Raw genomic sequence first — 26,363 nt, 5'->3', positions numbered from 1 at the left:
ACGATGCTCGGGGGGATAACGGCCTTCATCGCCTCGGAGATTTCCGGTGTCGTGAAGCGCAACCTGACGGTGCTGGGGCTCTACGGCTTCGGCGCCTTCCTCATTCTCTGCGCCGGCGGCTATGCGCTGAATGCGCTTCATACCGTGCTGACGTTGCGCCATGGCGCGGTCGCGGCGAGCCTGTGGATCGCGGGCGGGCTCGTGGTGGCGGGGTTGATCAGCTTCGGCGTGGCGGCCTACGTCAAGAGCCGCCGGCGTCCGCCGCGGCCTCTGGCGCAGACGGCCCTGGTCGCCGCGCCGGTCGCCGCCAAGCTGCTCGGTTCCCGCATCGGCTGGAAAGCCGGGCTCGCTGGCGCGGCCGTCGTGCTGGCGGCCGTGCTCGGCAAGCAGATCTTCGGCGGCGACGGGGACGAGGAAGCCTGAGCCCCGGAAGGTCGATCGGACCTCGGCGGCCCTTCCCGTCGCGGTTAGCGCCTGTCTTTTTACATTGGGGTTGCGGACGTCGTCCTGTAACACGGTCGCCATGTCTGCTCAGATCAGGTCTCGCAACCGCCTCGCGCTGCACACTTTGCCGGTCCTGGGAGCGAGGCTTCGCTCCGCGAGCACGACGATCACCGCGATCGCGGTCGTCGGCATCGCCATTCTCATGGCGGTCTGGATCAACGCGCGGGCCCGCGAGGCCGCCAATCAGGTTTCGCATTCGATCGAGATGCGCGAGCGGGCGGAGCGTTTCCTCGGCCATATGCGCGACGCCGAGACTGGCCAGCGCGGCTATCTTCTGACCGGCGATCCCGAGTATCTCGCGCCCTTCACCTCCGGCCGCGCCGCCGCCATGCCCGAGCTGGACGCGCTCGAACGGCTCGCCGCCGCCGATGCCGAGCAGCGCAGCCGCGTCGCCGAAGCGCGAAACGAAGCGCGCAGCAAGCTCGGAGAACTCGACGAGACCGTCGCTCTGGCGCGCGACGGCAAGCGCGCGCAAGCGCTCGCCAAGATCAACGAGGGGCTTGGCGAGGTGACGATGAACGCGCTGCGCGAGACGGTGCTCCAGATCCAGCTCGCCGAGAACCTCAGGCTGGTGGCGCTCAACCGGCGTGAGGAAGAGCGTCGCCTGCTCGCCAGCGCCGGCATCGTCGTGGCGCTGGCCAGCCTCGCCTTCGCCGCATGGGCGCAGTTGCGCCAGCGCCAGCGGCGCAGCACGACATTGGCGATCTCGAACGCCCAGCTCGAACGCATCGTCGGCGAACGCACGCGGGAGCTGGAGGACGAGAGGCTGCGGATCGAGGCGCTGCTGCGGGACGTCAATCATCGCGTCGGCAACAACCTCGCCATGATTTCGGCGCTCCTGAACGTGCAGAGCCGTCAGGCCAGGGATCCCGCCGTCACCGTCGCGCTGAGCCAGGCGCAATCGCGCATCCAGGCGATCGCGGCGGGCCAGCGGCGGCTGCGGCTCGACATCGAGACCGACGAGATCGACGCCCGGCCCTACATGGAGGACCTGATCGAGGAGATCGGCAAGGCCACCGAGGGCCGGCCTGTCACGATCGAGCTGGCGATGGACGATATCAGGCTGCCGGGCCGCGACGCGGTCTCCTATGTCGTGATCGTCAACGAGCTGGTCACCAACGCGATCAAGCACGCCTTCCCCGGCGGAATGGCGGGCCGCATCGTCGTGCGCTTCGTCGCGACCGAACTGGAGGGCGTTCCGGCGCTGGCGCTCTCGGTCGAGGATGACGGAGTCGGCATGGCCAGGGATGCCGGCGCCAAGGGGCTTGGCCAGACGGTCGTCGCGAGCCTGATGCGCAGCATGCGCGCCGTCATGTCTTCCGATGCGCTAGTGCCCGGCCACGCTGAGCGGCCGGGCACGAAGGTCACGGTGACGTTTCCGAAGCGGGACTGAGCGAAGGTCAGACCGTCTCGACGGCGTTCGAAACGAAGCTCGCGATCTCCCGGGTCGAGAACGGCTTGCGCAGGAAGCGGACATCACGCAGCGGACGCGGCACGTCCTTGGGCGCCGAGCCCGAGACGAAAGCGAACGGCGTGCCGCTGGCGAGCAGGCTTTCCGCCACGCCGAACGTCTTGCCGCCGACGACGTCGATATCGAGCAGGGCGCAGGAGAGCGGTGACGCCACCGCAAGCCGCGCGTCCTTCACCGACTCGACGATGATCAACTCCGCCGTGTCGCCGAGTTCCTCGGCGACTGCGGATTCGATGTCCATCGCGATGAACGGATCGTCCTCCACGATCAGGATTCGGATATCTGACATCTATCCAGCCTCCCTTTCTAAAATTGAATCGGCTTCGATGTGATCGGTCAACGTCACAGCTTTCCCGAGGTTCCCCCAAACGCCCGTAATCTACAGGTGATTGGATCGAATTCGATTCAACTTGCAAGAAAAGGGTTAGCAAATCCTAAGTGTCCGTCCGCTCATCTCCGCCCGCGCGAAGGGGCCGGCGTCAGTTCGAATCCGGTCACGCCGACCGCCACGTTGATGCCGCGCGTGGACTGCAGGGACAGCGGCTGGAGCCGGACCTGATTGTCGGCGCCGCCGACCAGAGCCGTCGCGGCCCCGCCGGCGCCGACCGACGCGCCCGCGCTCGCCCCGACATAGCGGCCGGCGAGGACGCCGAGAGGCGCTCGCGCATAGGGGCCATAGACGCGCCACGACATCGCGCTGCCCCGGATCGTGCCGAGGTCGAGCCCGAAGCTGCGCACCGTGCCGACATAGCGCTGCGTCGGGCCGCGGCGCGGCGCGAACCGGCAGTCCATGGAGCGCTGCGACGTCACGACGAGGCCGATCGCGCCACTGACGGCGCAGGTCAGCCGGCCGGCCGGCGCATCGGACTGCGCCTGGGCCACGTCGGACGAAATGAGAGCCGCCGCGGTGCAGAAGGCGGCGAGGCTTGCTCGGTTCAACATTCTCAATCTCCTGTCATCGTGGTTGCCGGAAAACGCCGCAATCGCTCCACAGTTCCTGCCTTGACTCGGAACCCGACCGGATATGTGGCGTTATGGATCAAAAGCCGGACGGAAGGCCGACGATGTCCCCTGAACAGAGCCAATATCCCGGACGCGGACAGAACCGGAGTCTCATCTTCGCGATGCGCGAGGATGATGCAATCGCTGCCACGCCGTTTTGGGAGCTGGAGGCGCTGATCGCGGCCGGCTGCGATCTCACCGAGGCGTTGCTGGTGATCTCCGCCCGACGCGACTATCGCGCCGGCCATGGTTTCGGTCATGGTTGGGGCGTGCATGCCGGGGTCTCGTTCTCCAGAACCGCGCATCGGGAAAGCCTGTCCTAGCAAGACCATCCCCGTCACTGGCAGAAGCGGCTCGAGCCCGAGCGACGGGCCTGTATGTCGACATGCAGATGATTGGCGTGGGCCGCGTCTGCCCCCGGTCCCAGAACCGTCGTGAAGGCGCCGCAGGCCGACTGCCTCACCGCCTCAAGGAAGGCGATCTGCTCCGGTCCGCTGGGGCGCTCGACGCTGATGACCGTTTCGGAGGTCGCCCTGTCGAGCCCTTTGCCGTCTTGTTGCGTCTTCCTGTTCCGCGAAGTCTTGCTGTCTTGCGGGCTCTGGCCGTCGCTGAAAGCCCTGCCGTCGGACGATGCCGCGGCTGTGCCGGCATCGGCGGACTTGTCTTTCTCGAGCACGACGCCGAAGATGTCGAGCGCACGTCCGGTCGAATGCTCGCTGAGCGGGCCGCTGCTGGAGCGGTTGCGTCGCCTGCATTCATGGCCGCCGCCGACGCGCAGGCGCGTGACGCGTTGCGAGAAGTGACCCTTGCCCAGAGGCCGCAGTCCCGTCTGAGCCCAGCGGGCAATCGACGCGGCGAGGTCGCAGGCCATCGTCGCCGGCGGGTCGAACGCCAGAGTCTCCGCGGTTTCTCCCTGACGAAGCGTGAGCCTGCGCACCAGAACCGGCTCCTCGACGCGGCAGCCGGGATCGATCCCGGCGTTCAGCTTGACGGGATCGATCGGCGATATGCCGTCGCCATGGCTGGCGGACAGGCCGACCGTGCAGGACAGCGAGGTCGGCGGAGTGGGCATGGCCGGTTCCGCCGGATTGGCGGTTTTGACGTCCGTTTCCGCCGGCGTGGAATTGGTCTGGACCTTGGCCGGCTCCATCGGCGAGAGGCGCGGAAGGCTGGCCGGCCGTCGTGGCGGCAGGAGTTCGCGGGCTGTGCGTGTCTGCTCCGCACTCACGCTCTGCGCATCGGCCGGCATTGTCACGGCAAGCATGACGGCCGCCAGCCAACGGGGAAAGCGCCTCACGCGCCCTGACCGTCCCGCATCGCGGGTCAGCCGTCGAGCGCGGAAGCGCCAGCGACGGCGGTTGCCGTCGTCGCGGCGAGCAGCAGGGACAAGGCTTCGGTCATCGGAACGTCGGTGGAAACGAGCCCGCCGAACAGGGCGGTTGCGATCGATGCGGCCGCGACCACGGCCGCCACGAAAATCATCAGCATGAACGTCGCTCCTCCCGAAGATCCCGACCTCTTCCCCATCTTGGCCAGAACGGCGCCGACGCTGTTTTGTTCCCGGGACCGATGCCGATCCGGCTTGAACGCGAAAGGCCCGCGACGCGTGCTGCGTCGCGGGCCTCCGGATGCGAAAGCGGGCTCGCCTTCAGGGGTATTTCCCGTCAGGCAGCCTTCCCGTCAGGCAGCTTTGCGGCCGGCGCGGCGGTCGAAGAACAGCGCCTGGCTGATCGCGGCCTTCACCGCCTCGGGCTGGAAAGGCTTGGTGATCAGGAAGGCGGGCTCGGGCCGGTCGCCGGTGAGCAGGCGCTCGGGATAGGCGGTGATGAAGATCACCGGCACGTCGATCGAGCCCAGAATCTCGTTGACGGCGTCGAGCCCGGAGCTGCCATCGGCGAGCTGGATGTCGGCCAGCACGAGGCCGGGGCGCTTCTTGGCGACGAGCGCGATCGCCTCGCGATGGGTGCGGGCGACGCCGGTGACGGTGTGGCCGAGTTCCTCGACCATGGTCTCGATGTCGAGCGCGATGATCGGCTCGTCCTCGATGATCAGCACGTCGGTCGCGACCTGCTCGGCGATCTCCTGGCCGGCTGTCTGGACGAGGGCGGCCGCTTCTGCCGCGTTGACGTCCATGATCTGCCCGACCTCCTCGATCGAGAATCCTTCGACGGTGCGCAGCAGAAAGGCCTGGCGCGGACGTGGCGTCAGAGCCTCGAGATTGCGCTCGGCGGAGGAGCGGTCGAGTTCGGTTTGCCCGCTGGGCGTGGTGTTGAGGCCCACCGAGGACCATAGCTTCAGGAAGATGTTGTAGAGGCCGACGCGCGGGTTGAGGGCGCGGGGAAACGACGACGGATCAAGGATCAGCGCCTCCAGCATCGCCACGACATAGGCGTCTCCACCTGTTTGAGTGCCACTGAGTGCGCGGGCGAACCGGCGCAAATAGGGCAGATGGGGCGCAATTTCCTTGGCGATCGACATAATCCGTCCTCTGTCACGTGCGCGGAAATGAGCACTGGCGGCGGCTTGCTGACAAGCGATTTATTTTACGTTCGCTTTGGAACTTTTCCGGGAACCGGCCGTTTCGGTGTCGTATATGTGTGTGGTTGGCGGATGTTTCAACTTTGGCGGAGCAATCCTTCACGGTTGGTGTTGAAGATGATCATGGCGCGACCTTCTGGAAAAGTAGGCCGCCACGGGCGCGAGGGTAATGATGAACGGGATTGAGACGGGTGTGGCGGATCCGACCGGGGGGCCGGACGACGCCGATGTTTTTCTGGACCCGAAGGTTCAGGAGTCGATCGGGCGCTCGCTGAAGGCGCATTACGACGACATCGTCAATGCGCCGGTTCCGGACAAGTTTCTGGTTCTGCTCGCGCAACTCGAAGCGCAGGAGCGCCGCGCCGCGGGGGACGCGACCGATGAGCGCCACTGAGTTCAAGGACGGCCTCATCAAGGAAATCCCGAACCTGCGCGCCTTCGCGGCGTCGCTCTCGGGCTCGATGCAACTCGCCGACGACCTCGTGCAGGACACCCTTCTGAAAGCGTGGGGCAATTCTGAAAAGTTCGAACCCGGCACGAGTCTGCGCGCCTGGCTCTTCACCATCCTGCGCAACACCTATTATTCGCTCTACCGCAAGCGCGGCCGCGAGGTGCAGGACAGCGAGGGCACCTATGCCGAGCGGCTCGCCGTGCGCGGCAACCAGGAGAGCCATCTCGACCTCGCAGATTTCCGCAAGGCGCTGGCGAAGCTGCCCGAGGAGCAGCGCGAGGTGCTCATCATGGTCGGCGCGACGGGCCTGTCCTACGAGGAGACGGCCGAAATCTGCGGCGTCGCCATCGGCACGATCAAGAGCCGGGTGAACCGGGCGCGCACGAAGCTCGCCGAGCTTCTCTCGATCGGCGGTCTCGACGATCTCGGCCCTGACCGGCAAAGCGCGGCCGCGCTGCAAAGGGTCGGCTCGGAAATCGTCGGCATCTGATGCGGCTGACGCGGTTCAGGACCGTCAGGAGCCGGTTGCTGGCGTTGCTTGTCCTGATCACGTTGCCGATCGCGCTGCTGACGGCGATCACGGCCGTCACGACCTACCAGACGGTGATGACCGCGATCCGGAGCGGGCAGGTGCGCGCGGCCGACGACTACGCCGTCAGAACGCGGGTCTGGTATCGTGGCAACCTGCGCGCGCTGCTGGCGGCCGGATCGGTCCTGACGCGGGAGCAAGCCGCGGATTGCACGGCGTCCGCGGCCGCGATGCTGGCCCAGACTGTCGGCTTTCGCGCCATTCGGGTCAGCGCGCAGAACGGGGTCAGCTGCGGCGCCGCGCTCGATGCCGCCATATCGGCTGCTGACATGGCGGCGGCGACAGTCGCATTGTCGTCGCGTCCCTCGGTGCGCGTCTGGGCCGGCGTCGAACTGGCCGAAGTCCGGTACGACGTCGTCTCGATCGGCGGACAGCGCTATTTCGCCGTCTATTCCCGCAACACCGATGCATCGCGGTCGATGCGCGAAGGCCTGCTGCTGATCGCACAGGAACTGCTCGACACGGTCTTCGATCTCGGCGAAGCCGATGCCGGTTTCAAGATCGCGCTGGTCAGCCGCTCGGATGGACCGCTGGTGGCTCGCGGCGCGGGCGAGCGTGACATGTCCTGGCTTCCGCGACGGCCGCTGATACCGGGTCAGGCCATGCGCTGGGACGCCGGGAGCCAGTCCGGGACCATGCGCGCCTATGCCGCGCGCATGGTGGCGGAGCCGGATTTCTACGTGCTGGCGAGCTTCGACGATCGCGCCGAGAGCGCGGCCTTCACCCAGTTTCTGATCCTGCTTCTGACGCCGCTCGTGACCCTGGCGCTGCTTTGCGTCGTCTATCTGCGCGCGATCGACCAGCATGCCGTGCGCTGGCTGCGCGGCATCGAGGCGGCCGCGCGGGCGCGTTCGACCCTGACCAGCGCGCGCGCCGTGGTGGCCGACGACATGCCCTCGGATATCCGCAGCGTGGCGGAGGCGTTCAACGGCATGGTCGAGGAGCAGGAGGTGCGGCAGCGCAAGCTCCAGACCGCGCTCGACGACAACCGCTTCCTCGTCCGCGAACTGCATCACCGCGTCAAGAACAGCCTTCAGGTGGTGCAGAGCTATATCGGACTGACCAAGCGCGACTATCGCGGCGAGGCCAGGCTGGCCCTGTCGGATGCCGAATGCCGCGTGCATGTGCTCTCGGCCGCATACCGTTTCACCCTGGCCGATGGCGAGATGCAGCCGGTCCGCGTCGATCTCTTCCTCGAAGATGTCGTGACCATGATCTCGAACCTGCTGCGCAATCGCGACCAGTGGATATCGGCCACGCTGGACACGCAGGCCACGCTCTCGGTCGACCGTATCATCCCGCTCGGCTTCCTGATCGTCGATGTCGTCTCGCGCGCGCTGCGGGACACGGCGAAAGTCAGCATCGGCCTGACGGCGCGCGCTCACGACGAAAGCGGCATCGAGGTCGAGATCACGGCGGATCGCGAGCTGCCCCATAGCGAACCGCCCAAGCTGTTCGCCGGGCTGGTCGCCCAGATCGAGGCGGTCCAGACCGTCAAGCCGGAAGGCCGCGCGCTCGGCGCCTGGCGAATCGGAACGTCCGGCTGAAGGCCCTCAGGCGGGGGCGTCGATCATCTCGATCGAGACGCCGACGCTGAGGCCCAGAAACGATCCGGTCAGCCCGGTGAAGCTGCCGGAGACGGGCGACGCGTCCTCCGGCACACGCGCCACCGCGACGCGCAGCAGCTGGCGGTCGGCGACGAGGTCGTTGGTCGGGTCGAACTCCACCCAGCCGTCGCCCGGGATGAAGACGTCGGCCCAGGCGTGGGTGAGGCCGACCGAGGATACGAGCCCGGCCGCATCCGGCGAGCGGTCATGGATGTAGCCGGTGACGAAACGCGCCGCGAAGCCCATCCGGCGGGCCAGTTCGATGAACAGCCAGGCATAGTCGCGGCACGATCCCGCCGCCTGCCTGATCGTGTCGGCCGGATGCTGGGTGCCCTCGTCGTAACGCAGCGCATAGCTCAGGCCGGTATAGATCGCGTGGGCGAGATCGCGCAGCAGATGGCCGGAGCCCTGTCCGATCCTGGCGCGGAAATCCGCCAGCCACTGGTCGAGCAAGCCGTCGGGGTCGGCCGCGGCGAGATCGAGATAGGGCTGCAGCACGGCCCGTTCCGCGTCGCTGTAGACCACGCCGGTGATCGCGCCGGTCGTCTCGATTTCCGTGCGCGGCAGGGCCGAGCCGAAGCGCTGGATCACAAGCTCGCTGACGATGTCGAGCGTGTCGGCCTGCACGTCGAAATTCGCGATCGCGACCGAGTTGCCATAGGCGTCGTGCATCCAGCGCAGCCGTGCCTGCGGCGTGATCGTCAGCGCGGTGTCGACAACGCGGAGGTCGAAGGAATCGCGTGGCCGCAGCATCAGACGGTGCGGTCCGAACTGGACCGGCCCGGCATAGTTGTAGGTCGTCGCATGCCGAATGCGCAGATACATCGTCGTCCTCGGGAGAAGCGGGCCGTCCGCCGCCCGTGATCGGGGCGGCGCAAAAAACAAGCCGCCCGAAGGCGGCTTTGGAGGTGTCGCGCGAGGGAGCGCTATTGCAAAGAACGCAACGGGATCGAAGCGGTTCCCGCCGCATCGAAATATTTTCAGCGGGTGACCGTGTTCGCCGGGACGGCGAGACTCGCCTGCTGCGCGCTCGGGATGGCGCGCTTGACGTTCGTCACGGCGCGCTCGCCGGGATTGACGGCGGCGAACCTGACGTCGGTCGGAATGTTGCGCTCGATCTTGGCCTGCTCGACCGATGTCGAGCTCTGGTCGGCCGGAGCCCGGATGCCGGCGCCGAAGGTCAGGGTCGCGACAGCGATGCCCATGAAGCCGAAGAAGAGGCTGGCGCGCTTGATGGGGGCAAGGCTGTTGGTCAACATCTGTCTCTCCCGTCGCCGTGACCGGCCGCCAAAGGCCGATTTCATGACGGATTAACGTCGCTCCCGCGTACAGGTTCCGTTTCGGGACAGGTCGCCTGGCGAGATGCCGTTTTCGTGAACGCGTCCTTCCGAACGGATGCCGGGTTCAGGTCACCGGATCGTTGGCGGCCTCCTTGGTGCGGAACAGGCGCCAGAGTGATTTGCCGAGCCGTCGCGAGGTCAGGTGCGCGCCGGCGAGGCGCTTCTCCAGCGTGATCTTGCGGTCGTGATACTCCTCGAGGCCGGGCCGGTGGCCGACGCTGATGACGGTCGAGCGGGCGAGCTCGCTCTCGAGCAGCGAAAGCAATGAATTCTGACTGTCCTCGTCGAGCGCCGAGGTGGCCTCGTCCATGATGATGATGTCGGGCCGCTGGATCACGAGCCTGGTGAAGGCGACGCGCTGGCGTTCGCCGCCGGACAGGATGCGGTCCCAGGCGTCGGTCTCGTCGAGCCGCCTGGCCATGTAGCCGAGGCCGCAGCGTTTCAGCGCGGCGACGATCGTCCCGTCCGTCACCGGCAGTTCGGCCTCCGGATAGAGCAGCACGGTGCGGAACGTTCCGATCGGCAGGTAGGGCTTCTGCGGGACGAAGGCCATCGACTTGCCGCGCGGCACGGTGATCGAGCCCGAGCCCCATGGCCACAGGCCGGCGAGCGCCCGGATCAGCGTGCTCTTGCCGGTGCCGCTCTCGCCGACGATCAGCACCTTTTCGCCGAGCCCGATCACGGTCGAGGCGTCGGTGATCACCGCCCGGCCGTTGCTGTGGGCGATCGAGAGATTCTCCAGATGGATCGCGCCGTCCTCGCTTTCGCCGATCTGGATCCGGGTGTCGCCCTCCATGATCGTGCCGAGATCGAGCGCTTCCAGCGCCTCCTGCAATTCGTCGACGCGGCTGACCGAGGCGAACCACTCCGCCAGCCTGACGAAGTTGTCGACGAACCAGATCAGCGCCGCCTGCACGGCGCTGAAGGCCGCGACCACCTGCATCACGGCGCCGAGCGAAACCTCGCCCGAGAGATATTTCGGCGCGATCAGCAGAAGCGGCACGATCGGGAACAGCGCCCCGTTGGTGTTGAGCACCAGCGCGATCACGCCCTGCTGCCGGATGACCTTGAGCCATGCCGCGACGACGCGGCCGTAGTTTTCGCCGACCGAGCTGCGCTCGTCGGCGTCGCCGCGGATCAGCGCGATGCTCTCGGCGTTCTCGCGCAGCCGTGTCATCTCGGCGCGGAACTGCGCCTCGGTCTCGTTCTTGGCCGAGATCTTGCGGACCAGCGGCCGGCCGGCGAAATAGGCCGCCAGCGACGCGACCACGGCGTAGAGGATCGCGGCGAGCGCCATATAGCTCGGGATCACGATCGCGACGCCGCCCAGCGTGAACGAGGCCGAGCCGGCCACGACCCAGAGGATCGTGGCGAAGGTCGCGGCCGTGACGGCGGCGCTGATCAGCCCGATCGCGAACTCGACCAGCGGCTCGATCGCGAGCCGGACATCGTCGGCGATGCGGTATTCGGGCGCGGTCTGTTCCTTGGCGATGAACTGAAGCCGGTAGTAGCGCTGGTCGGCGATCCACCAGCCGGCGAGCCGCCGCGTCAGATATTCGCGCCAGCGCGTCTGCAGCAGCATCCGGCTGATCACCAGCGCCGACAGCGTCAGCGACGAGACCACGACGAGCAGCGGAAGCCACGCGACCACGCTCCAGACATTGGCCGCTTCGCGCGTCTCCAGCGCGTCGAAGAACATCCGGTTCCAGGCGTTCACGCCGACGGCGGTCGTGATCTGGGCCGCGACGAAAGCCAGCACGGCCAGCGTCAGGAGCCAGGCGCGCCAGCGCGTCGGCCCCGTCCAGAACGGCAAGGCGACCGCGAAGAAACGGCGCATGCGCGAACGCTCCGTGGTGCTGGGCAGGTCGGTCATGCGCGGCGGCTCCAGGCGTGGCGGACAGACGGATCGAGGCGGCGGCATCCGACGCATCAGCAGAACCGCATGCCGCCGCCGCCGGTTCCCTGCTTGCCAGCATCATGCTGCAATGCACAGGTAGCAGAACTACGTCATTTGACCTTGAGCCGGACGCAGGAAGGCTGGCAGTCTGGCGGCGGGTCGGGGGAAAGCGTCCAGGCGATGACGGGGATTGTGAGAGAAAGCCGTCTCGGCGTGCCGTGCCTGGCTTGTCCGCTGCGTCTGAAACCGGCCTTCAAGGACAAGCCCGACGACGAGGTCCGCTTCATCCAGTCGATGAAGGTCGATCATCGTCAGGTTCCAGCCGGAAGCGACATCATCCATCCGGGCCAGGAGGATGCCGAACTCTACACGCTCTTCTCCGGCTGGGCCTTTCGCTACAAGTCGCTGCCCGACGGCCGCCGCCAGATCCTGAACTTCCTGCTGCCGGGCGATCTCGTGGGCTTGCAGGCCTCGCTGCTCAGCGCGGCCCAGCACGGCATCGAGGCGCTGACCGATGTCGAGCTGTGCGTGTTTCCGCGCAAGCGCATCTGGGATCTGTTCGTGCGGATGCCGAGCCTGTCCTACGAGATCGCCTGGCTCGGATCGCGCGAGGAAAGCCTGATCGACGAGAACCTGACCTCGGTCGGCCAGCGCAGCGCCGGAGAGCGCATCGCGGCGATGGTGATCTCGCTCTATCGCCGTGCCGACGCGCTCGGCCTCGTGACGGATGGCGGCTTCGCCTTCCCGCTGTCGCAGCAGCAGCTGGCCGATGCGCTCGGCCTGTCGCTGGTCCATACCAGCAAGACCTGGTCGCGCCTGCGCCGGGCCGGCCTTTTCTCCATCGGCGGCGGCCGGCTGACGCTGCTCAATCCGCGTCTGACGGCGCGCATGGCCTCGCTCTTCGAACAGGAATTCCGGCCGCGCCCTCTGATCTGACCGACCATCGCGAAGGCCTTGCAAGAACCTCTGGACCTCAAGGCGTCTTGACCCCATATGAGGGGTCGGTAACGTCGCGTTTCCGTCATTATGCTGCCCGTCGCAGCGGCGTCAGAGGTCAGATGTCTCAACTTGTCCGGCAGAGGCGCTCGCGCGCGCCCTCGCTCGCGGCGCGGATCGGCCGGTCCAGCGTGGCCGCGCGCATCGAGGACGAGGTGCGCGTCACGGCGGCCGATCTCGTCGATAGCGTGGCCGAGGTCCGGCTGAAGGTCGCCACCGTCCGCTACAAGGTCGAGGACGAGGTCCGCCTCACCGCCGGCCGCCTCAGGACCCGTGTCAGCAAGGCTGCCGACGAGGCCAGGAACAAGCTCGGCGACGAGGCGCGTTTCATCCGCTCCTGGCTCGACGCCCCGATGCGCACCGGCTCGGTGACGCCGTCGAGCCCGGCGCTCGCCCGGCGCATGGCCTCTTTCGTGGACCCCGAAATCGCCGGCCCCGTGATCGAGATCGGTCCGGGCACGGGCCCCGTCACCGAGGCGCTGCTCGAGCGAGGCATCGACGAGGCGCGGCTGATCCTGGTCGAATACAGCCCGGAATTCTGCACGCTTTTGCGCCAGCGCTTTCCCCGCGCCACCGTGATCGAGGGCGACGCCTATGCGCTTTCGACGACGCTCGCGGGACATCTCGACGGCAAGGCGGTCGCGGTCGTCTCCAGCCTGCCGTTGTTCTCGCGCCCGCCCGCGATGCGCAGCGCCTTCGCCCGCGACGTCTTCAGGCTGCTGGCGGACGGCGCGCCGCTGATCCAGTTCACCTATTCGGTGATCTCGCCGGTGCCGCGCAAGGGCTCCGGCCTCAAGGCCTTCGTCTCCGACTGGGTTCTGCGCAACATCCCCCCCGCCCGCGTCTGGGTCTACCGCCGCGCCAACTGAAGGCGAGCCCTGATCCATGCCCGCGCCAAAGGTTCTCGTCCTCTCCGGCTCGGACCGGCCCGGATCGCTCAATGCGACGCTGGCGGCGCTCGCGGCGCGCAAGCTCGGCGCCGGCGCGACCCTGATCTCGCTGTTCGACTATCCGCTGCCGTTCGTGGATGAATCGCATCGCGGCCATCCCACGCCGGAAGCGTCCGCGCTCGGCGCTCTCGTCGGAGGGCACGCCGGCCTGTTCATCGCCTGCCCCGAATACAATTCCGGCTACGCGCCGGCGCTGAAGAACGCGCTCGACTGGATCAGCCTGGCGCGGCCGGGCGGGCCGGCGCTCGCCGGCAAGGTCGTCGCGCTCGGCGGCGCGTCGCCGAGCCCGCGCGGCGCCTATCGCAGCCTGACGCAGCTGCGCACCGTGCTGGAGCTCGGCTTCGGGGCGCTGGTCATTCCCGAGATGGTTTCGGTGCCGCATGCCGACAAGGCTTTCGACGAGGCCGGCGGCTTCGTCGCGGAGGCGAATGCCAAGACGCTCGACGCGGCGCTGGCCCGGCTTCTGAAACTGGCCGCCGCGCCGGCCTGACCATCCGGACATCCAGCCGCCGAGGCCGGACGCGAGCTTGACCGCGCGGCTCCGGCCGGGCCTTCTGCCGCTCGCGAACCGGGGAGGGGCCCTGCGGTGACGGAGATCGCGCGGCTCGTCCGCGACATTGCCGAGGCGATGGCCGCCGCGCCCGAGCGTGGCGAGGTCGCGACCTATATCCCGCCGCTCGCCCGGATCGATCCGCGTCGCTTCGGACTTTGCGTCGTGCTGGCCGATGGGACCGTGCACGCCGCCGGCGATGCCGACGAGACCTTCTCGATCCAGAGCGTCTCGAAGGTGTTCGCGCTGACGCAGGCGCTCGGCAAGACCGGCGACACGCTCTGGCGCCGCGTCGGCCGCGAGCCGTCGGGCACCCCGTTCAACTCGATCGTCCAGCTCGAGCGCGAGCAGGGCATTCCGCGCAATCCCTTCGTCAATGCCGGCGCGCTCGTCGTCGCCGACGTCAACCTCGCCGGCCACGAGCCGCGCGTCGCCATCGGCGAACTGCTGCGCTTCGTGCGCTACCTCGCCGACGACGACGGGATCGCGATCGACGAGCACGTCGCCCGCGCCGAACAGCGGACCGGCTTCCGGAACGTCGCGCTGGCCAACTACATGAAGGCCTTCGGCAACATCCAGCACGCGCCGGAGCTGACGCTCGGCGTCTATTTCCACCAATGCGCCATCGCGATGAGCTGCCGCCAGCTCGCCATGGCCGGGCGCTATCTGATGCATGGCGGGTTGCTGGAGCCGGGCGGCCCGCGCGTCGTCTCGGCCCAGCGCGCCCGGCGGATCAACGCGCTGATGCTGACCTGCGGCCATTACGACGCCTCGGGCGATTTCGCCTTCAGGGTCGGCCTGCCGGGCAAGTCCGGCGTCGGCGGCGGCATCCTCGCGATCGCGCCGGGCAAGGCCGCGATCGCGGTCTGGTCGCCAGGCCTCAACGCCAACGGCAATTCGATGCTCGGCACGCAGGCGCTGGAGCGGCTGGCCGAGGCGACGGGCTGGTCGGTGTTCGGCTCCGGCTGATTTGGCTGGACGAGGCCGACCGCCCGACCGTGGTCACGTATCCACCGTCGCGTTCAGCGCGTTGCTCTGGATGAACTCGCGGCGCGGCTCGACCACGTCGCCCATCAGCTTGACGAAGAGGTCGTCGGCCTCGTCGTTCTGGTCGTTGCGGACGCGCAGCAGCGAGCGCGCGTCGCGGTCGAGCGTCGTCTCCCAGAGCTGGTCCGGGTTCATCTCGCCGAGCCCCTTGTAGCGCTGCAGCGAGACGCCCTTCTTGCCGATGGCGATGACGGCGTCGAACAGGTCGGTCGGCCCGTTGACGGCATGGTCGTCGCCCTTGCGGCTGAGCACGCCAGGCTTGGCGTAGGCCTCCCGCAGGGAGGCGGCGGCCGCGTCGAGCTTGCGCGCCTCGGCGCTGGCGAGCAGGCCCGCGTCCAGAGCCGCGACCTGCTTCACGCCGCGCACCATGCGCGAGAACAGGAAGCCGCCATCGGCGATCCGGCCTTCCCAGCCGCGCTCCAGATCGTCGGAGACCGCATCGAGCCGGACGGCCACGGCGGCAGCCTTGGCGGCGGCCTCCGCGTCGCTGTCGCTCGCGAGCGGGTGCAGCGCGCCGGCGATCGCCATCTGCTCGACGACGCGGCGGTCGTAGCGCGAATGCAGCTGGCCGAGCGTGAAACGGACGCCGCGCGCCTCCTCGATCAGCACGCGCAGATCGGCGCCGCCGCGCTCGGCGAAGGTTATTCCGTCGCCTGCGCCGGTCTTGAAGACCGCGCCGTCGAGCGCCGTCTCGATCAGATAGTCCTCCAGCGCGCGCTCGTCCTTGAGGTAGACATGGCTCTTGCCGCGCGCCGCCTTGTAGAGCGGCGGCTGGGCGATGAAGAGGTGCCCGCGCTCGATCACCTCCGGCATCTGCCGGTAGAAGAAGGTCAGCAGCAGGGTGCGGATATGCGAGCCGTCCACGTCCGCGTCGGTCATGATGATGATCTTGTGGTAGCGCAGCTTCTCGATGTTGAACTCCTCGCGGCCGATGCCGGCGCCCAAGGCCGTGATCAGCGTGCCGACCTGTTCCGACGAGAGCATCTTGTCGAAGCGCGCCCGCTCGACGTTCAGGATCTTTCCGCGCAGCGGCAGCACCGCCTGGTACTCGCGGGCGCGGCCCTGCTTGGCCGAGCCGCCGGCCGAGTCGCCCTCGACGATGAAGAGCTCCGACTTGGCCGGGTCGCGCTCCTGGCAGTCCGCCAGCTTGCCCGGCAGCGAGGCGATGTCGAGCGCGCCCTTGCGCCGCGTCAGGTCGCGCGCCTTGCGGGCCGCTTCGCGGGCGGCGGCGGCTTCCGCCACCTTGCCGACGATCAGCCTGGCCTCGGGCGGGTGCTCCTCCAGCCAGGTCGCCAGCGCCTGGTTGACGACGTTCTCGACCACGGGCCGGACCTCCGAGGAGACGAGCTTGTCCTTGGTCTGCGACGAGAATTTCGGATCGGGCACCTTCACCGAGACGATCGCCGTCAGACCCTCGCGGCAATCGTCGCCGGTGAGCGTGACCTTCTCCTTCTTCAGGATGCCGGAGCTTTCGGCATAGCCGGTGATCTGGCGCGTCAGCGCGGCGCGGAAACCGGCGAGATGGGTGCCGCCGTCGCGCTGCGGAATGTTGTTGGTGAAGCAGAGCACGTTCTCGTGGTAGCTGTCGTTCCACCACAGCGAGACGTCGACGGTGATGCCGTCCTTCTCGTTGGTCAGCATCAGCGGCTTGGAGATGATCGGGCTCTTGGCGCGGTCGAGATAGCGCACGAACGCCTCGACGCCGCCCTCATACATCAGCTCCTCGCGCACCACCTCGGCATGGCGGGCGTCGGTCAGGACGATGCGCACGCCGGAATTCAGGAAGGCGAGCTCGCGCAGGCGATGTTCGAGCGTCTTGTAGTCGAACTCGATCATCGTGAAGGTGTCCTGGCTCGGGGTGAACGTCACCTCCGTGCCGCGCTTGTCGCCGGCCGGCCCGACGACGGCGAGCGGCGAGATCGCGTCGCCGTGGCGGAACTCCATGTAGTGCTCGTTGCCGCCGCGCCAGATGCGCAGCTTCAGCGAGACCGAGAGCGCGTTGACGACGGAGACGCCGACGCCGTGCAGGCCGCCCGAGACCTTGTAGGAGTTCTGGTCGAATTTTCCGCCGGCATGGAGCTGGGTCATGATGACCTCGGCCGCCGAGATGCCTTCCTCGCTGTGGATATTGGTCGGGATGCCGCGCCCGTTGTCGGTCACGGTGACCGAGCCCTCGGCGTTCAGCGTCACGGTGACGAGGTCGGCATGGCCGGCGAGCGCCTCGTCGATCGCGTTGTCGACCACCTCATAGACCATGTGGTGCAGGCCCGAGCCGTCGTCGGTGTCGCCGATATACATGCCCGGCCGCTTGCGCACCGCATCCAGGCCTTTGAGAACCTTGATGGAATCGGCGCCATAGGCGGCGTCCTCGAGGTCGCGGGCAGCTTCGTTCATGTCGGGGTCCTTCGGCGGGCGGCGGCGCGTCCGCGATCGTCTCGATTCGTATCACGAATATAGCCGTTCAGTGCGGCTTTTTCACGCGCATACGCGTGCGTGCGCGCGAGAGCAGCTAAAGCGCCTCAACATTTCTGTTGAATTCAACACTAGTGTTGACTGTGACATGGTGATGAACGCGCAGGAATTGACGAAGTGGCTTGCGGCGCGCGGCTGCGCCTTCGACCCCGAAAAGGGCGGATCGGGCCATCTCGTCGTTCGGCGCGGCGCCTTGAAATCTGAGATACCCATGCATGGCGCGCGCAAGGAACTGGGCGCCGGGCTCGTCAATGCGATCAAGAAGCAACTGGGATTGAAGTGATGCTCGCCTATCACGTTGAACTGACGCCGGACGACAACGACACCTTGCTGGTGCTCTGTCCAAGCGTGCCGATGGTCGCGACCTATGGCGAAACGCGGGAAGAGGCGCTGTTTAACGCCAGAGACGCGATCGCGACGGCGCTGGCCAGCATGATCGCCGACGGCGAGGAGATTCCAGCCGCCGATACGGCCGGTACGCTAGTGCGCCTCCCGATGCTGACCACGCTGAAGGTCGAGTTGTATCGGGCGCTAAGGGAAGCCGGGATCAACCGGGCCGAGCTGGCGCGGCGGCTGGGCTGGAAGCGGGAATCGGTCGACCGACTGTTCCGGCTCGACCATGCCTCGCGGCTGAATCAGATCGAGGCTGCGATGTCTGCGATCGGCAAGACGTTCGACATCGGGGTCCAGGAGGCAGCCTGACGGCCCGTCGGGGCCTGCAGTCGTTTGCGGGTTGTCACGCTTCGCCTCAGTCGAGGCGGGGCGTGTCGCTGTGGCCGAGGTCGCGCTCCGGCGCGATCACGTCGCGCACGCGCTGCTTCAGGATCTTCGCCTCGGGGAAGCCGTTGTCGGCCTTGCGGTCCCAGATCGCCTGCCCGTTGCAGGTGATCACGAAGATGCCGCCGGAGCCGGGAACGAGCGCGACCTCTCCGAGATCCTGCCCGAAGGTCGAGAGCAGCTCCTGCGCCAGCCAGGCGGCGCGCAGCAGCCACTGGCACATGCTGCAATAGGTGATGACGACGCGGGGTTTGGCTGAGGTCTCGGTCATGGCCCGCTTGTGGCAAGATCGGCCTGCGCTGACAAGATCGTTTGGCGACCGCAAGCCGGTCAGCCGTCGAAGCCAGCGATCGCTTCCAGGAACGCCTCGCCATATTGCGTCAGTTTGCGCTCGCCGACGCCTTCGATCGCGCGCATCTGGTCGAGCCCCACCGGCCGCTCGCGCGCCATCGCGATCAGGGTCCGGTCGGTGAAGATGATGTAGGCCGCGACGCCCTCCTCGCGGGCGATCTGGAGCCTCAGGCGGCGCAGATGCTCGAACAGCCCGGCCGTGCCCTCGTCGAGCCCGTCGGCGCGGGCGGCCTCGCGTTCGCTGCGCCGCGTCCGCCGGTCGGCATAGGGGTCCGCCCGCAGCGCGATCGGCTCGCGCCCGAGCAGGATCTCGTCGCCCTTCTGCGTCAGGCAGAAGCCGCCATGCTCGACGCTGGCCTCGGCCAGCGCGCCGGCCGCGAAGAGCTTGCGAGCCAGCGCCGTCCAGGCGCTTCTCGGCTTGTCCTTGCCGACGCCGAACGTCTTCAGGCCGTCATGGTTCTGGCGGCGGATCGCCTCGGTCACCGTCCCGGTCAGGATGTCGGCGAGATGGGCCGCCCCGAAGCGCTGGCCCGAGCGCGCCACCGCCGAGAGCAGTTTCCGCGCGTCGAGCGTGGCGTCGATGAGCTGCGCATCCGCGCCGCAGAGATCGCAGCGGAGCGGCGCGTCGCCATGTTTGCAGCTCTGGGCCTCCTCGCCGAAATAGGAGAGCAGCGCGCCGCGGCGGCAGAGCGCCGATTCGCACAGATCGATCATCGCGTTGAGCCGCTTGTGCTCGATCCGTCGCCGCTCGTCGTCGATCGCCTTCTCGTCGATCTGGCGGCGGCGCAGCGCCATGTCCTCGATGCCGTAGAGCGTCAGCGTGTCGGCTGCGAGCCCGTCGCGCCCGGCGCGGCCGATCTCCTGGTAGTAGCTCTCGATCGAGCCCGGCATGTCGGCATGGACGACGAAGCGGACATCGGGCTTGTTGATGCCCATGCCGAAGGCGATGGTGGCGCAGACCACGACCCCGTCCTCCTGCAGGAAGACGTCCTGGTTGCGGTTGCGCACGCCCTGCTCCATGCCGGCATGGTAGGGCAGGGCGTTCCAGCCCTTGCCGCGCAGGCCCTCGGCCAACCGCTCGGTGCGGCCGCGCGAGGAGCAGTAGACGATGCCCGAGCCGCCGCGATGCCGGGTCAGGAAATCGGCGATCTGGCGCTTGGGCTGGTCCTTGGGCGCGAAGGCGAGCTTGAGGTTCGGCCGGTCGAAGGAATGCACCACGAGATGCGGCGGTCGCGGGAAGAGCTGCTGGGCGATGTCGGCCTGCGTCTGCCGGTCCGCCGTGGCGGTCAGCGCCGTCACCGGCACGCCGCCGAGCGCCTCGCGGGCCTTGGCGAGCAGACGGTACTCCGGGCGGAAGTCGTGGCCCCATTGCGAGACGCAATGCGCCTCGTCGATGGCGAGCCGCGTCACGCCGAGCCGGCGCAGCCGCGAGACCAGCCCCTCGCCGGCCAGCCGCTCCGGCGAGACGAAGAGCAGCCTCAGGTCGCCGGCGTTGAGCCTGTCCCAGGCCTCGGCCGCCTCGCTCTCCGTATTCGTCGAGTTCAGCGAGGCGGCGGCGACGCCGGCCCGCGTCAATTGACCGACCTGGTCGCGCATCAGCGCGATCAGCGGCGAGACGACCAGCGTCAGCCCGCCCGCGACCAGCGCCGGCAGTTGGTAGCACATCGACTTGCCGGAGCCCGTCGGCATCACGGCGAAGACATCGCGGCCCGACAGCGCGGCCCCGATCACCTCCCACTGGCCGGGGCGGAAATCGTCGTAGCCGAAGACGGATTTGAGGATCGCGCGGGCGTCTGATTCGCGAGAAAGCGGCATCGGGCCGGTTTGCCCGAGATGCCGCGCCATGGCCAGCCTCAGGCCAGCGCCGCCAACAGATGGACCAGCGCGGCCAGCGCGAAGACGGCCGCTATGGCGCGCGAGGCGAGCGGCTTCAGGTCGAACCAGAGGAACTGCAGCGCCAGCCTGAGCAGCCAGAACAGGCCGCCCGCGAGCGGCAACGCCATGGCGGGCGCGCCGGCCTGCGCCTGCCAGAGCAGCGCCACGCCATAGATGACGAAAACGAAGCTCAGCATCACGTTCAGCGTCTGCGTGATCGCGGTATTCAGGCCGCCGGAAGGCCGCAGCCGCTCCGGCCAGCCGAAGAGCCGCCAGAAGGCGGCGTGAAACAGCGCGAAGCCGAGATCGATCAGCCCGGCCGCCGCCAGCACCGGCGTCAGCCCCGCGCCGCGATCGCCACCGCCGCGCCCGCCATCACCCCGCCGGTCAGGCGGTTGATCCGGCGCATCGCGCGCGGGCTCGCCACCAGCCGCCGCGCCCGGTCGGCCATGAAGGCGTAGGCCAGCATGGTCGAGCCGATGATCGCCGTCAGCAGCAGCGCGATCTCGGCGAAGAGCAGCGGCGTCATCGCGTCGAGATCGACCACCAGCGGCAGGATCGAGAGGAAGAAGACCATCACCTTGGGGTTGCCCATGGTCAGCGCGACGCCGCCGAAAAACAGCCGGACGCCTTCGCCCTTCGCCTGCGCGGCCTCGCGCAGCGCCTCGGCCGGCGCGGTCCAGAGCTTGAAGGCGAGATAAAGCAGATAGGCGCAGCCGGCATATTTGATCGCGACGAAGAGCCCGTGGAAGCCCTGCATCAGAACGGCGAGGCCAAGCGCCGTGCAGGAAAACCAGATCAGGTCGCCGAAGACGATGCCGGCCGCGAAGGGCAGCGAACGCCGGAAGCCGCTCGACAGCGAGCGCGCGGCCAGCGCCGCCACGGCCGGTCCGGGCGAGGCGACGGCCAGGAAATAGACGCCCGCGAAGACCAGAAGCCCTGCCAGATCCATCGCGTCGTTCCTTCAACCGGCTTTTCGACGGGCCGGACGATACAGCGCCGAAAGGCGCAGCGCCATGACCTGCCTGTTCCCGGTCGACGCCGCGTCGCAAATTTCCGCCGGAACGGCGAAACGGCCGGGAACTTTCGCCGGAGGTTTCCGTTGTTCGGGCACCAGCCGCACGGGCGGCACGACATTCAATTCAGGACGAGAGAAGGGAATACGGCGATGGGCAGCACGATGGACAAGGTCAAGGGTCTGGCCAACGAGGCCGCCGGCAACGTCAAGCAGGCCGCCGGCCGCGCCGCGAACAAGCCCGGCCTCGAGGCCGAGGGCATCGCCCAGGAGCGCAAGGGCGAGGCCCAGCAGGCGCTCGGCAAGGGCAAGGACGCCGTCAAGAAGGTGGTCGACAAGGCCTGATCCCGATCAGAGCCTGACCGAAGAGCGGGCCGCCGGAAGGCGGCCCGCTTTTTTGTTTTGCCTGGAAAGCACCACGTCATCCCGGGCAAGCGAAGCGCGGACCCGGCATCCATCCCGGAGCTGCGCGGCTTCGCCGCTAGTCCGGGATGACGCGGAGATCGGCCCGGCGGGTTGCCTCTAGGCCGCCCCGCCGAGGCCGCCCAGGAAGTCCTTGACCCGGCCGAAGAAACCGGCCGATTCCGGGTGGGTCGAATGCGAGCTCTCGCGCTCGAACTCCTGCAGCAGCTCGCGCTGGCGCGGCGTCAGCTTCTGCGGCGTCTCGATCAGGACCTGGATGTAGAGGTCGCCGAAGTCGCGCGAGCGCAGCACGCTCATGCCCTTGCCCTTGAGGCGGAACTGCTTGCCGGTTTGCGTGCCCTCGGGAATCTTCACCCGAGCCTGCTCGCCGGTCAGCGTCGGCACCTCGATCTCGCCGCCGAGCGCGGCCGAGGTCAGGCCCAGCGGCACGCGGCAGAACAGGTCGGCCCCGTCGCGCTGGAAGATCGCGTGCGGCTTGATCGACAGGAAGATGTAGAGATCGCCCGCCGGCCCGCCGCGCAGGCCGGCCTCGCCCTCGCCCGCGAGCCTGATCCGGGTGCCGTCCTCGACGCCGGCGGGGATCGTCACCGAGAGCGTGCGCTCGCGCGTGACGCGGCCCGCGCCGGAGCAGCTCTTACACGGGTCGTCGATGATCTCGCCGCGGCCGTTGCAGCTCGGGCAGGTCCGCTCGATCGAGAAGAAGCCCTGGTTGGCGCGCACCCGGCCATGGCCGCCGCAGGTCGGGCAGGTCCGCGACTTCGAGCCGGGCTTCGCGCCCGAGCCCGAGCACGCCTCGCAGGAAACCGAGGTCGGCACGCGGATCGAGGCGCTCTTGCCGGCATAGGCCTCTTCCAGCCCGATCTCGAGATTGTAGCGCAGGTCGGCGCCGCGCTCGCGCCCGTTGGCGGCGCGCGGCCCGCCGCGACCGCGTGCGTCGCCGAAGAAGGAATCGAAGATGTCCGACATGAAGTCGGAGAATTCCGGGCCCTGCTGGCCGCCGCCCTGATCGAAGGCCTGGTGGCCGTAGCGGTCATAGGCGCCGCGCTTCTGGCCGTCGGAGAGCACCTGATAGGCCTCGTTCAACTCCTTGAACTTGGCCTCGGCGCCCTTGTCGCCGGGGTGGCGGTCGGGGTGGCAGGTCATGGCGAGCTTGCGGAAGGCGCTCTTCAGCTCCGCATCGCTGGCCGTCTTGGCGACGCCGAGGATTTCGTAGTAGTCGCGCTTGGACATCGAAACAGCAGCCCCTTCGCTCCCTTGCGCGTCACGGCCGGGCTTGGACCCGGCCATCTTCGGCATGACAGCGATCAATTCCTCACGACGCCATCCGCGAACGCAATGGCCGGGTCAAGCCCGGCCATGACGTCGTCGGTTGTGGCTACGCGCCCTCAGGCGCTCTTCTTCTTGTCGTCGCTGACGTCCTTGAAGTCGGCGTCGATGACGTCGTCCTTCTTGGCCTCGGCCGGCTGCTCGCCGCCCCCGGCCGTCGGCGCTTCCGCCTGGCTGGCGGCATACATCGCCTCGCCGAGCTTCATCGAGGCCTGCATCAGGTCGGTCGAGCGCGCCGTGATGGTCTCGGCGTTGTCCTCGGCCAGAGCCGCCTTGAGCGCGTCGATCGCGGTCTCGATCGCCGTCTTGTCGGCGGCGGAGACCTTGTCGCCATAGTCCTTCAGCGACTTCTCGGTCGAATGCACCAGGCTCTCGCCCTGGTTCTTCGCCTCGACGACCTCGCGACGCTTCTTGTCTTCCGTCGCGTTGGCCTCGGCGTCCTTGACCATCTTCTGGATGTCGGCCTCGGACAGCCCGCCCGACGCCTGGATGCGGATCTGCTGCTCCTTGTTGGTGGCCTTGTCCTTCGCCGTCACCGAGACGATGCCGTTGGCGTCGATGTCGAAGGTCACCTCGATCTGCGGCATCCCGCGCGGCGAGGGCGGAATGCCCATCAGGTCGAACTGGCCGAGCGCCTTGTTGTCGGCCGCCATCTCGCGCTCGCCCTGGAAGACCCGGATCGTCACCGCGTTCTGGTTGTCCTCGGCGGTGGAGAAGACCTGGCTCTTCTTGGTCGGGATCGTGGTGTTGCGGTCGATCAGGCGCGTGAACACGCCGCCCAGCGTCTCGATGCCGAGCGAGAGCGGGGTCACGTCGAGCAGCAGCACGTCCTTGACGTCGCCCTGCAGCACGCCGGCCTGGATCGCGGCGCCGATGGCGACGACCTCGTCCGGATTGACGCCCTTGTGCGGCTCCTTGCCGAAGAACTGCTTCACCACCTCCTGGACCTTGGGCATGCGCGTCATGCCGCCGACGAGGACGACCTCGTCGATCTGCCCGGCCGAGAGCCCGGCGTCCTTGAGCGCCTTCTTGCAGGGTTCGATGGTGCGCTGGACGAGATCGTCGACCAGGCTCTCGAACTTGGCGCGCGAGAGCTTGATGGCGAGGTGCTTCGGCCCGGAGGCGTCGGCGGTGATGTAGGGCAGGTTGATCTCGGTCTGGGCCGTGGTCGAGAGTTCGATCTTGGCCTTTTCCGCCGCTTCCTTCAGGCGCTGGAGCGCGAGCTTGTCCTTCTTGAGGTCGATGCCCTGCTCGCGCTTGAACTCCTCGGCGAGATACTCGACGAGGCGCATGTCGAAGTCCTCGCCGCCGAGGAAGGTGTCGCCATTGGTCGACTTCACCTCGAAGACGCCGTCGCCGATCTCCAGCACGGACACGTCGAAGGTGCCGCCGCCGAGGTCGTAGACCGCGATCGTGCCGGCCTGCTTCTTGTCGAGGCCATAGGCGAGCGCGGCGGCGGTCGGCTCGTTGATGATCCGCAGCACCTCGAGGCCGGCGATGCGGCCGGCGTCCTTGGTGGCCTGGCGCTGGGCGTCGTTGAAATACGCCGGCACCGTGATCACGGCCTGCGTCACGCTCTGGCCGAGATAGGCCTCCGCCGTCTCCTTCATCTTGGTCAGGGTGAAGGCCGAGATCTGCGAGGGCGAGTAGTCGGCGCCGTCGGCCTCGACCCAGGCGTCGCCCGAGGAGGCCTTCTTGATCTTGTAGGGGACGAGCTTCATGTCCTTCTGCGTCATCGGATCCTCGAAGGTCCGACCGATCAGGCGCTTGATCGCGAAGAAGGTGCGCTCGGGGTTGGTGACGGCCTGGCGCTTGGCCGGCTGGCCGACAAGGCGCTCGCCGTCGTCGGTGATCGCGACGATCGACGGCGTGGTGCGGGCGCCTTCCGAATTCTCGATGACCTTGGGCGTCGAGCCTTCCATCACCGCAACGCAGGAATTGGTCGTGCCGAGGTCGATACCGATGACTTTACCCATGGAGGGGATCCCTTTCGATTGAGCAGATCGCCGGCCTGCGGCCGATACGCCGCCTTCCAGCCCATGGACCGGCCCGCACCCACGATCGCGGCGAGCGGAACCGGCATTCCACGTCGGGCGGTGTGTCGAACCGCCTCTTGGCGGCGTATATAGGGAGCGGGTCGCCCCCCTTGCAAGACATTCAAGCCGATTAAGAATCCGCCGGGAGGCCGGCGCGGAGGCCGTCGCTCGCGCATTCCTGCCCGGTGTTGCGCCAGCGCCCTTGCGCACACGGGCATGACATTTCATGCAGAGCCTGTTCGTGCCGTCCCGGGATCGCGATTTGCACCGCCCGCCGTGCCTTTTCGTCTGCCTCGCCATGCTGGCTTTCGCCGGCCGGCCGGAGCATGCCGCGGCCCAGCCGCTGCAACTGCCTGGCGCGCAGCCCTTCAACCCGGCCGGCGCCCAGCAGAGCGCGCCGCCGGGCGCGGCTCCGGCGACGCCGCGTCCGCCCAACATGCCGGCGATCAAGGTCGCGGGCGAGGAGGCGATCCTCGGCCGGCCGCTGCGGCGCAATGGCGGGCTCGGCGAGGCGACCTTCGAGAAGACCGCGACCGGCCACGGCCTCAAGCTCAGCGTGCAGGGTTTCCAGTCCGAGAACCTGACCGAGCCCTGCGCCGTCTCCTTCGGCGATGCGCCGGTGCCCGTGAGCGCGCAGGGCCGGCCGGCCGGCGTGCCGCGCTACAAGCTCGAGGCCGCCGCCTGCCCGATCGTCTTCGACGTGCTGGACGGGGCCTTCCTCGTGGTCGAGCCGACGCAGCCTTGCCTCGTGACGGCCGCGCAATGCCGCATCGATCCGCGCGGATTATGGGGACCGGATTCGCGCACGCTGCCGGCCCGCGCCAAGGAGATCGAGACGGCGCGCGGCGTGGCCGAGCGCGCCGTGCGCGAGGGCTACCGCGCCCTGACCGCCAAGGCCGATCCGATCGACCAGCGCGCCATCGCGCGCGAGCAGGCCGGCTTTTCGGCCGAGCGCGAGCTGATCTGCCGCGACTTCCAGCGCGAGGGCCAGATCGGCTTCTGCGGCGCGCGCATCACCGAGGCCCGCGCCGCCTCGATCCGCGCCAGGCTCGGCATCACCGACGCACCCAAGCCCGCCGTCAAGCCGAAGCCGCGGCCCGCCGCTCCGCGGCCGGCCCCGCTGCCGCTTGCGCCGACGCAGTAGTT

Annotated in this window: 29 protein-coding genes; 14 read left to right on the top strand and 15 right to left on the bottom strand. The window is 68.1% G+C overall.

What is annotated here, in order from left to right:
• Positions 1-3 precede the first annotated feature (3 nt).
• Positions 4-423 (top strand): hypothetical protein, encoded by a 420-nt coding sequence (locus tag AC1RRW_RS14185; RefSeq protein WP_492901416.1) that lies wholly within the window; start codon positions 4-6, stop codon positions 421-423.
• Positions 424-523: 100 nt separating this feature from the next.
• Complete coding sequence (locus tag AC1RRW_RS14180) at positions 524-1,897, top strand: sensor histidine kinase (protein ID WP_492901415.1); 1,374 nt, start codon at positions 524-526, stop codon at positions 1,895-1,897.
• Positions 1,898-1,904: 7 nt separating this feature from the next.
• Here the strand turns inward: AC1RRW_RS14180 and AC1RRW_RS14175 are convergent, their stop codons facing one another.
• Together AC1RRW_RS14175 and AC1RRW_RS14170 are read right to left on the bottom strand one after the other, a co-directional pair.
• The gene (locus AC1RRW_RS14175; protein ID WP_492901414.1) at positions 1,905-2,264 is read right to left on the bottom strand and encodes a response regulator; all 360 of its coding nucleotides are present in this window, start codon (positions 2,262-2,264) and stop codon (positions 1,905-1,907) included.
• Positions 2,265-2,425: 161 nt separating this feature from the next.
• A complete protein-coding gene (locus AC1RRW_RS14170; protein ID WP_492901413.1) occupies positions 2,426-2,917 on the bottom strand; it encodes a DUF992 domain-containing protein in 492 nt (163 codons plus the stop codon).
• 92 nt (positions 2,918-3,009) lie between these two features.
• On the opposite strand from AC1RRW_RS14170, the gene AC1RRW_RS14165 reads away from it, so the two are divergent.
• Positions 3,010-3,300 (top strand): hypothetical protein, encoded by a 291-nt coding sequence (locus AC1RRW_RS14165; RefSeq protein ID WP_492901412.1) that lies wholly within the window; start codon positions 3,010-3,012, stop codon positions 3,298-3,300.
• A 14-nt stretch (positions 3,301-3,314) separates the two neighbouring features.
• Here AC1RRW_RS14165 and AC1RRW_RS14160 read toward each other — a convergent pair whose 3' ends face one another.
• From AC1RRW_RS14160 to AC1RRW_RS14150, 3 genes are all read right to left on the bottom strand, one after another.
• A complete protein-coding gene (locus AC1RRW_RS14160) occupies positions 3,315-4,127 on the bottom strand; it encodes an extensin-like domain-containing protein (RefSeq protein ID WP_492901411.1) in 813 nt (270 codons plus the stop codon).
• 173 nt (positions 4,128-4,300) lie between these two features.
• Positions 4,301-4,465 carry a hypothetical protein gene (locus AC1RRW_RS14155; protein ID WP_492901410.1) on the bottom strand — a complete coding sequence of 55 codons (165 nt, stop codon included), beginning with the start codon at positions 4,463-4,465 and terminating at the stop codon, positions 4,301-4,303.
• 192 nt (positions 4,466-4,657) lie between these two features.
• Positions 4,658-5,455 carry a response regulator gene (locus tag AC1RRW_RS14150; RefSeq protein ID WP_492901409.1) on the bottom strand — a complete coding sequence of 266 codons (798 nt, stop codon included), beginning with the start codon at positions 5,453-5,455 and terminating at the stop codon, positions 4,658-4,660.
• Positions 5,456-5,687: 232 nt separating this feature from the next.
• Between AC1RRW_RS14150 and AC1RRW_RS14145 the strand changes: the two genes are divergently transcribed.
• From AC1RRW_RS14145 to AC1RRW_RS14135, 3 genes are read left to right on the top strand one after another with little or no spacing between them, the layout of a single operon-like run.
• Positions 5,688-5,909: a NepR family anti-sigma factor gene (locus AC1RRW_RS14145; RefSeq protein ID WP_492901408.1), complete on the top strand. Its 222-nt coding sequence runs from the start codon at positions 5,688-5,690 to the stop codon at positions 5,907-5,909.
• Positions 5,896-6,456, top strand: a complete 561-nt coding sequence (locus AC1RRW_RS14140; RefSeq protein ID WP_492901407.1) for a sigma-70 family RNA polymerase sigma factor — start codon at positions 5,896-5,898, stop codon at positions 6,454-6,456. Before AC1RRW_RS14145 ends, AC1RRW_RS14140 begins: the two co-directional genes overlap by 14 nt.
• 35 nt (positions 6,457-6,491) lie before the next feature.
• Positions 6,492-8,102 carry a sensor histidine kinase gene (locus AC1RRW_RS14135; protein WP_492901406.1) on the top strand — a complete coding sequence of 537 codons (1,611 nt, stop codon included), beginning with the start codon at positions 6,492-6,494 and terminating at the stop codon, positions 8,100-8,102.
• Positions 8,103-8,108: 6 nt separating this feature from the next.
• On the opposite strand, the gene AC1RRW_RS14130 is transcribed toward AC1RRW_RS14135, so the two are convergent.
• The 3 genes from AC1RRW_RS14130 to AC1RRW_RS14120 form a co-directional block, all read right to left on the bottom strand.
• A complete protein-coding gene (locus AC1RRW_RS14130) occupies positions 8,109-8,987 on the bottom strand; it encodes a transglutaminase family protein (protein ID WP_492901405.1) in 879 nt (292 codons plus the stop codon).
• A gap of 155 nt (positions 8,988-9,142) precedes the next feature.
• Complete coding sequence (locus tag AC1RRW_RS14125; protein WP_492901404.1) at positions 9,143-9,421, bottom strand: hypothetical protein; 279 nt, start codon at positions 9,419-9,421, stop codon at positions 9,143-9,145.
• Positions 9,422-9,566: 145 nt separating this feature from the next.
• Positions 9,567-11,375: an ABC transporter ATP-binding protein/permease gene (locus AC1RRW_RS14120; protein ID WP_492901403.1), complete on the bottom strand. Its 1,809-nt coding sequence runs from the start codon at positions 11,373-11,375 to the stop codon at positions 9,567-9,569.
• A 204-nt stretch (positions 11,376-11,579) separates the two neighbouring features.
• Between AC1RRW_RS14120 and AC1RRW_RS14115 the strand changes: the two genes are divergently transcribed.
• The 4 genes from AC1RRW_RS14115 to AC1RRW_RS14100 all read left to right on the top strand — a co-directional run bounded on the left by AC1RRW_RS14115 (position 11,580) and on the right by AC1RRW_RS14100 (position 14,864).
• Positions 11,580-12,335 carry a Crp/Fnr family transcriptional regulator gene (locus AC1RRW_RS14115; RefSeq protein ID WP_492901402.1) on the top strand — a complete coding sequence of 252 codons (756 nt, stop codon included), beginning with the start codon at positions 11,580-11,582 and terminating at the stop codon, positions 12,333-12,335.
• Between the two features lie 122 nt (positions 12,336-12,457).
• Entirely contained in the window at positions 12,458-13,264 is an 807-nt protein-coding gene (locus AC1RRW_RS14110; protein ID WP_492901401.1) for a class I SAM-dependent methyltransferase, read from the top strand.
• A 16-nt stretch (positions 13,265-13,280) separates the two neighbouring features.
• Entirely contained in the window at positions 13,281-13,835 is a 555-nt protein-coding gene (locus AC1RRW_RS14105) for an NADPH-dependent FMN reductase (RefSeq protein ID WP_492901400.1), read from the top strand.
• A gap of 96 nt (positions 13,836-13,931) precedes the next feature.
• On the top strand, positions 13,932-14,864 hold the full coding sequence (locus AC1RRW_RS14100; protein WP_492901399.1) for a glutaminase: 933 nt from the start codon (positions 13,932-13,934) through the stop codon (positions 14,862-14,864).
• Between the two features lie 33 nt (positions 14,865-14,897).
• Here AC1RRW_RS14100 and gyrB read toward each other — a convergent pair whose 3' ends face one another.
• Positions 14,898-17,336, bottom strand: coding sequence for a DNA topoisomerase (ATP-hydrolyzing) subunit B (gene gyrB, locus AC1RRW_RS14095; protein WP_492901398.1), 2,439 nt, complete (start codon positions 17,334-17,336; stop codon positions 14,898-14,900).
• Here gyrB and AC1RRW_RS14090 point away from each other — a divergent pair.
• Both AC1RRW_RS14090 and AC1RRW_RS14085 read left to right on the top strand, forming a co-directional pair.
• A complete protein-coding gene (locus AC1RRW_RS14090; protein WP_492901397.1) occupies positions 17,335-17,697 on the top strand; it encodes a type II toxin-antitoxin system HicA family toxin in 363 nt (120 codons plus the stop codon). The two genes, gyrB and AC1RRW_RS14090, sit on opposite strands and share 2 nt — an antisense overlap.
• On the top strand, positions 17,697-18,116 hold the full coding sequence (locus AC1RRW_RS14085; RefSeq protein ID WP_492901396.1) for a type II toxin-antitoxin system HicB family antitoxin: 420 nt from the start codon (positions 17,697-17,699) through the stop codon (positions 18,114-18,116). The genes AC1RRW_RS14090 and AC1RRW_RS14085 overlap by 1 nt, the downstream gene beginning before the upstream one ends.
• A 46-nt stretch (positions 18,117-18,162) precedes the next feature.
• On the opposite strand, the gene AC1RRW_RS14080 is transcribed toward AC1RRW_RS14085, so the two are convergent.
• Genes AC1RRW_RS14080 through AC1RRW_RS14065 form a run of 4 tightly spaced genes read right to left on the bottom strand, consistent with a single transcriptional unit; the run spans position 18,163 to position 21,369 of the window.
• On the bottom strand, positions 18,163-18,462 hold the full coding sequence (locus AC1RRW_RS14080; RefSeq protein WP_492901395.1) for an Rdx family protein: 300 nt from the start codon (positions 18,460-18,462) through the stop codon (positions 18,163-18,165).
• Between the two features lie 59 nt (positions 18,463-18,521).
• Positions 18,522-20,357 (bottom strand): DNA helicase RecQ, encoded by a 1,836-nt coding sequence (recQ, locus tag AC1RRW_RS14075; protein ID WP_492901394.1) that lies wholly within the window; start codon positions 20,355-20,357, stop codon positions 18,522-18,524.
• Positions 20,358-20,395: 38 nt separating this feature from the next.
• Positions 20,396-20,749, bottom strand: a complete 354-nt coding sequence (locus tag AC1RRW_RS14070) for a hypothetical protein (protein ID WP_492901393.1) — start codon at positions 20,747-20,749, stop codon at positions 20,396-20,398.
• Positions 20,750-20,754: 5 nt separating this feature from the next.
• Entirely contained in the window at positions 20,755-21,369 is a 615-nt protein-coding gene (locus AC1RRW_RS14065) for a LysE family translocator (protein ID WP_492901392.1), read from the bottom strand.
• A gap of 216 nt (positions 21,370-21,585) precedes the next feature.
• On the opposite strand from AC1RRW_RS14065, the gene AC1RRW_RS14060 reads away from it, so the two are divergent.
• Positions 21,586-21,777, top strand: a complete 192-nt coding sequence (locus AC1RRW_RS14060) for a CsbD family protein (protein WP_492901391.1) — start codon at positions 21,586-21,588, stop codon at positions 21,775-21,777.
• Positions 21,778-21,954: 177 nt separating this feature from the next.
• Here AC1RRW_RS14060 and dnaJ read toward each other — a convergent pair whose 3' ends face one another.
• Together dnaJ and dnaK are read right to left on the bottom strand one after the other, a co-directional pair.
• The gene (gene dnaJ, locus AC1RRW_RS14055; RefSeq protein WP_492901390.1) at positions 21,955-23,085 is read right to left on the bottom strand and encodes a molecular chaperone DnaJ; all 1,131 of its coding nucleotides are present in this window, start codon (positions 23,083-23,085) and stop codon (positions 21,955-21,957) included.
• 155 nt (positions 23,086-23,240) lie between these two features.
• Positions 23,241-25,157, bottom strand: coding sequence for a molecular chaperone DnaK (gene dnaK / locus AC1RRW_RS14050; protein ID WP_492901389.1), 1,917 nt, complete (start codon positions 25,155-25,157; stop codon positions 23,241-23,243).
• Between the two features lie 286 nt (positions 25,158-25,443).
• On the opposite strand from dnaK, the gene AC1RRW_RS14045 reads away from it, so the two are divergent.
• Complete coding sequence (locus tag AC1RRW_RS14045) at positions 25,444-26,361, top strand: hypothetical protein (protein WP_492901388.1); 918 nt, start codon at positions 25,444-25,446, stop codon at positions 26,359-26,361.
• Positions 26,362-26,363 lie beyond the last annotated feature (2 nt).

The organism is Allobosea sp. GW821-FHT12C12 (assembly GCF_058807355.1).
Note: the sequence above shows the minus strand (reverse complement) of the source record. Positions and strands in the feature narration are given on the sequence as shown.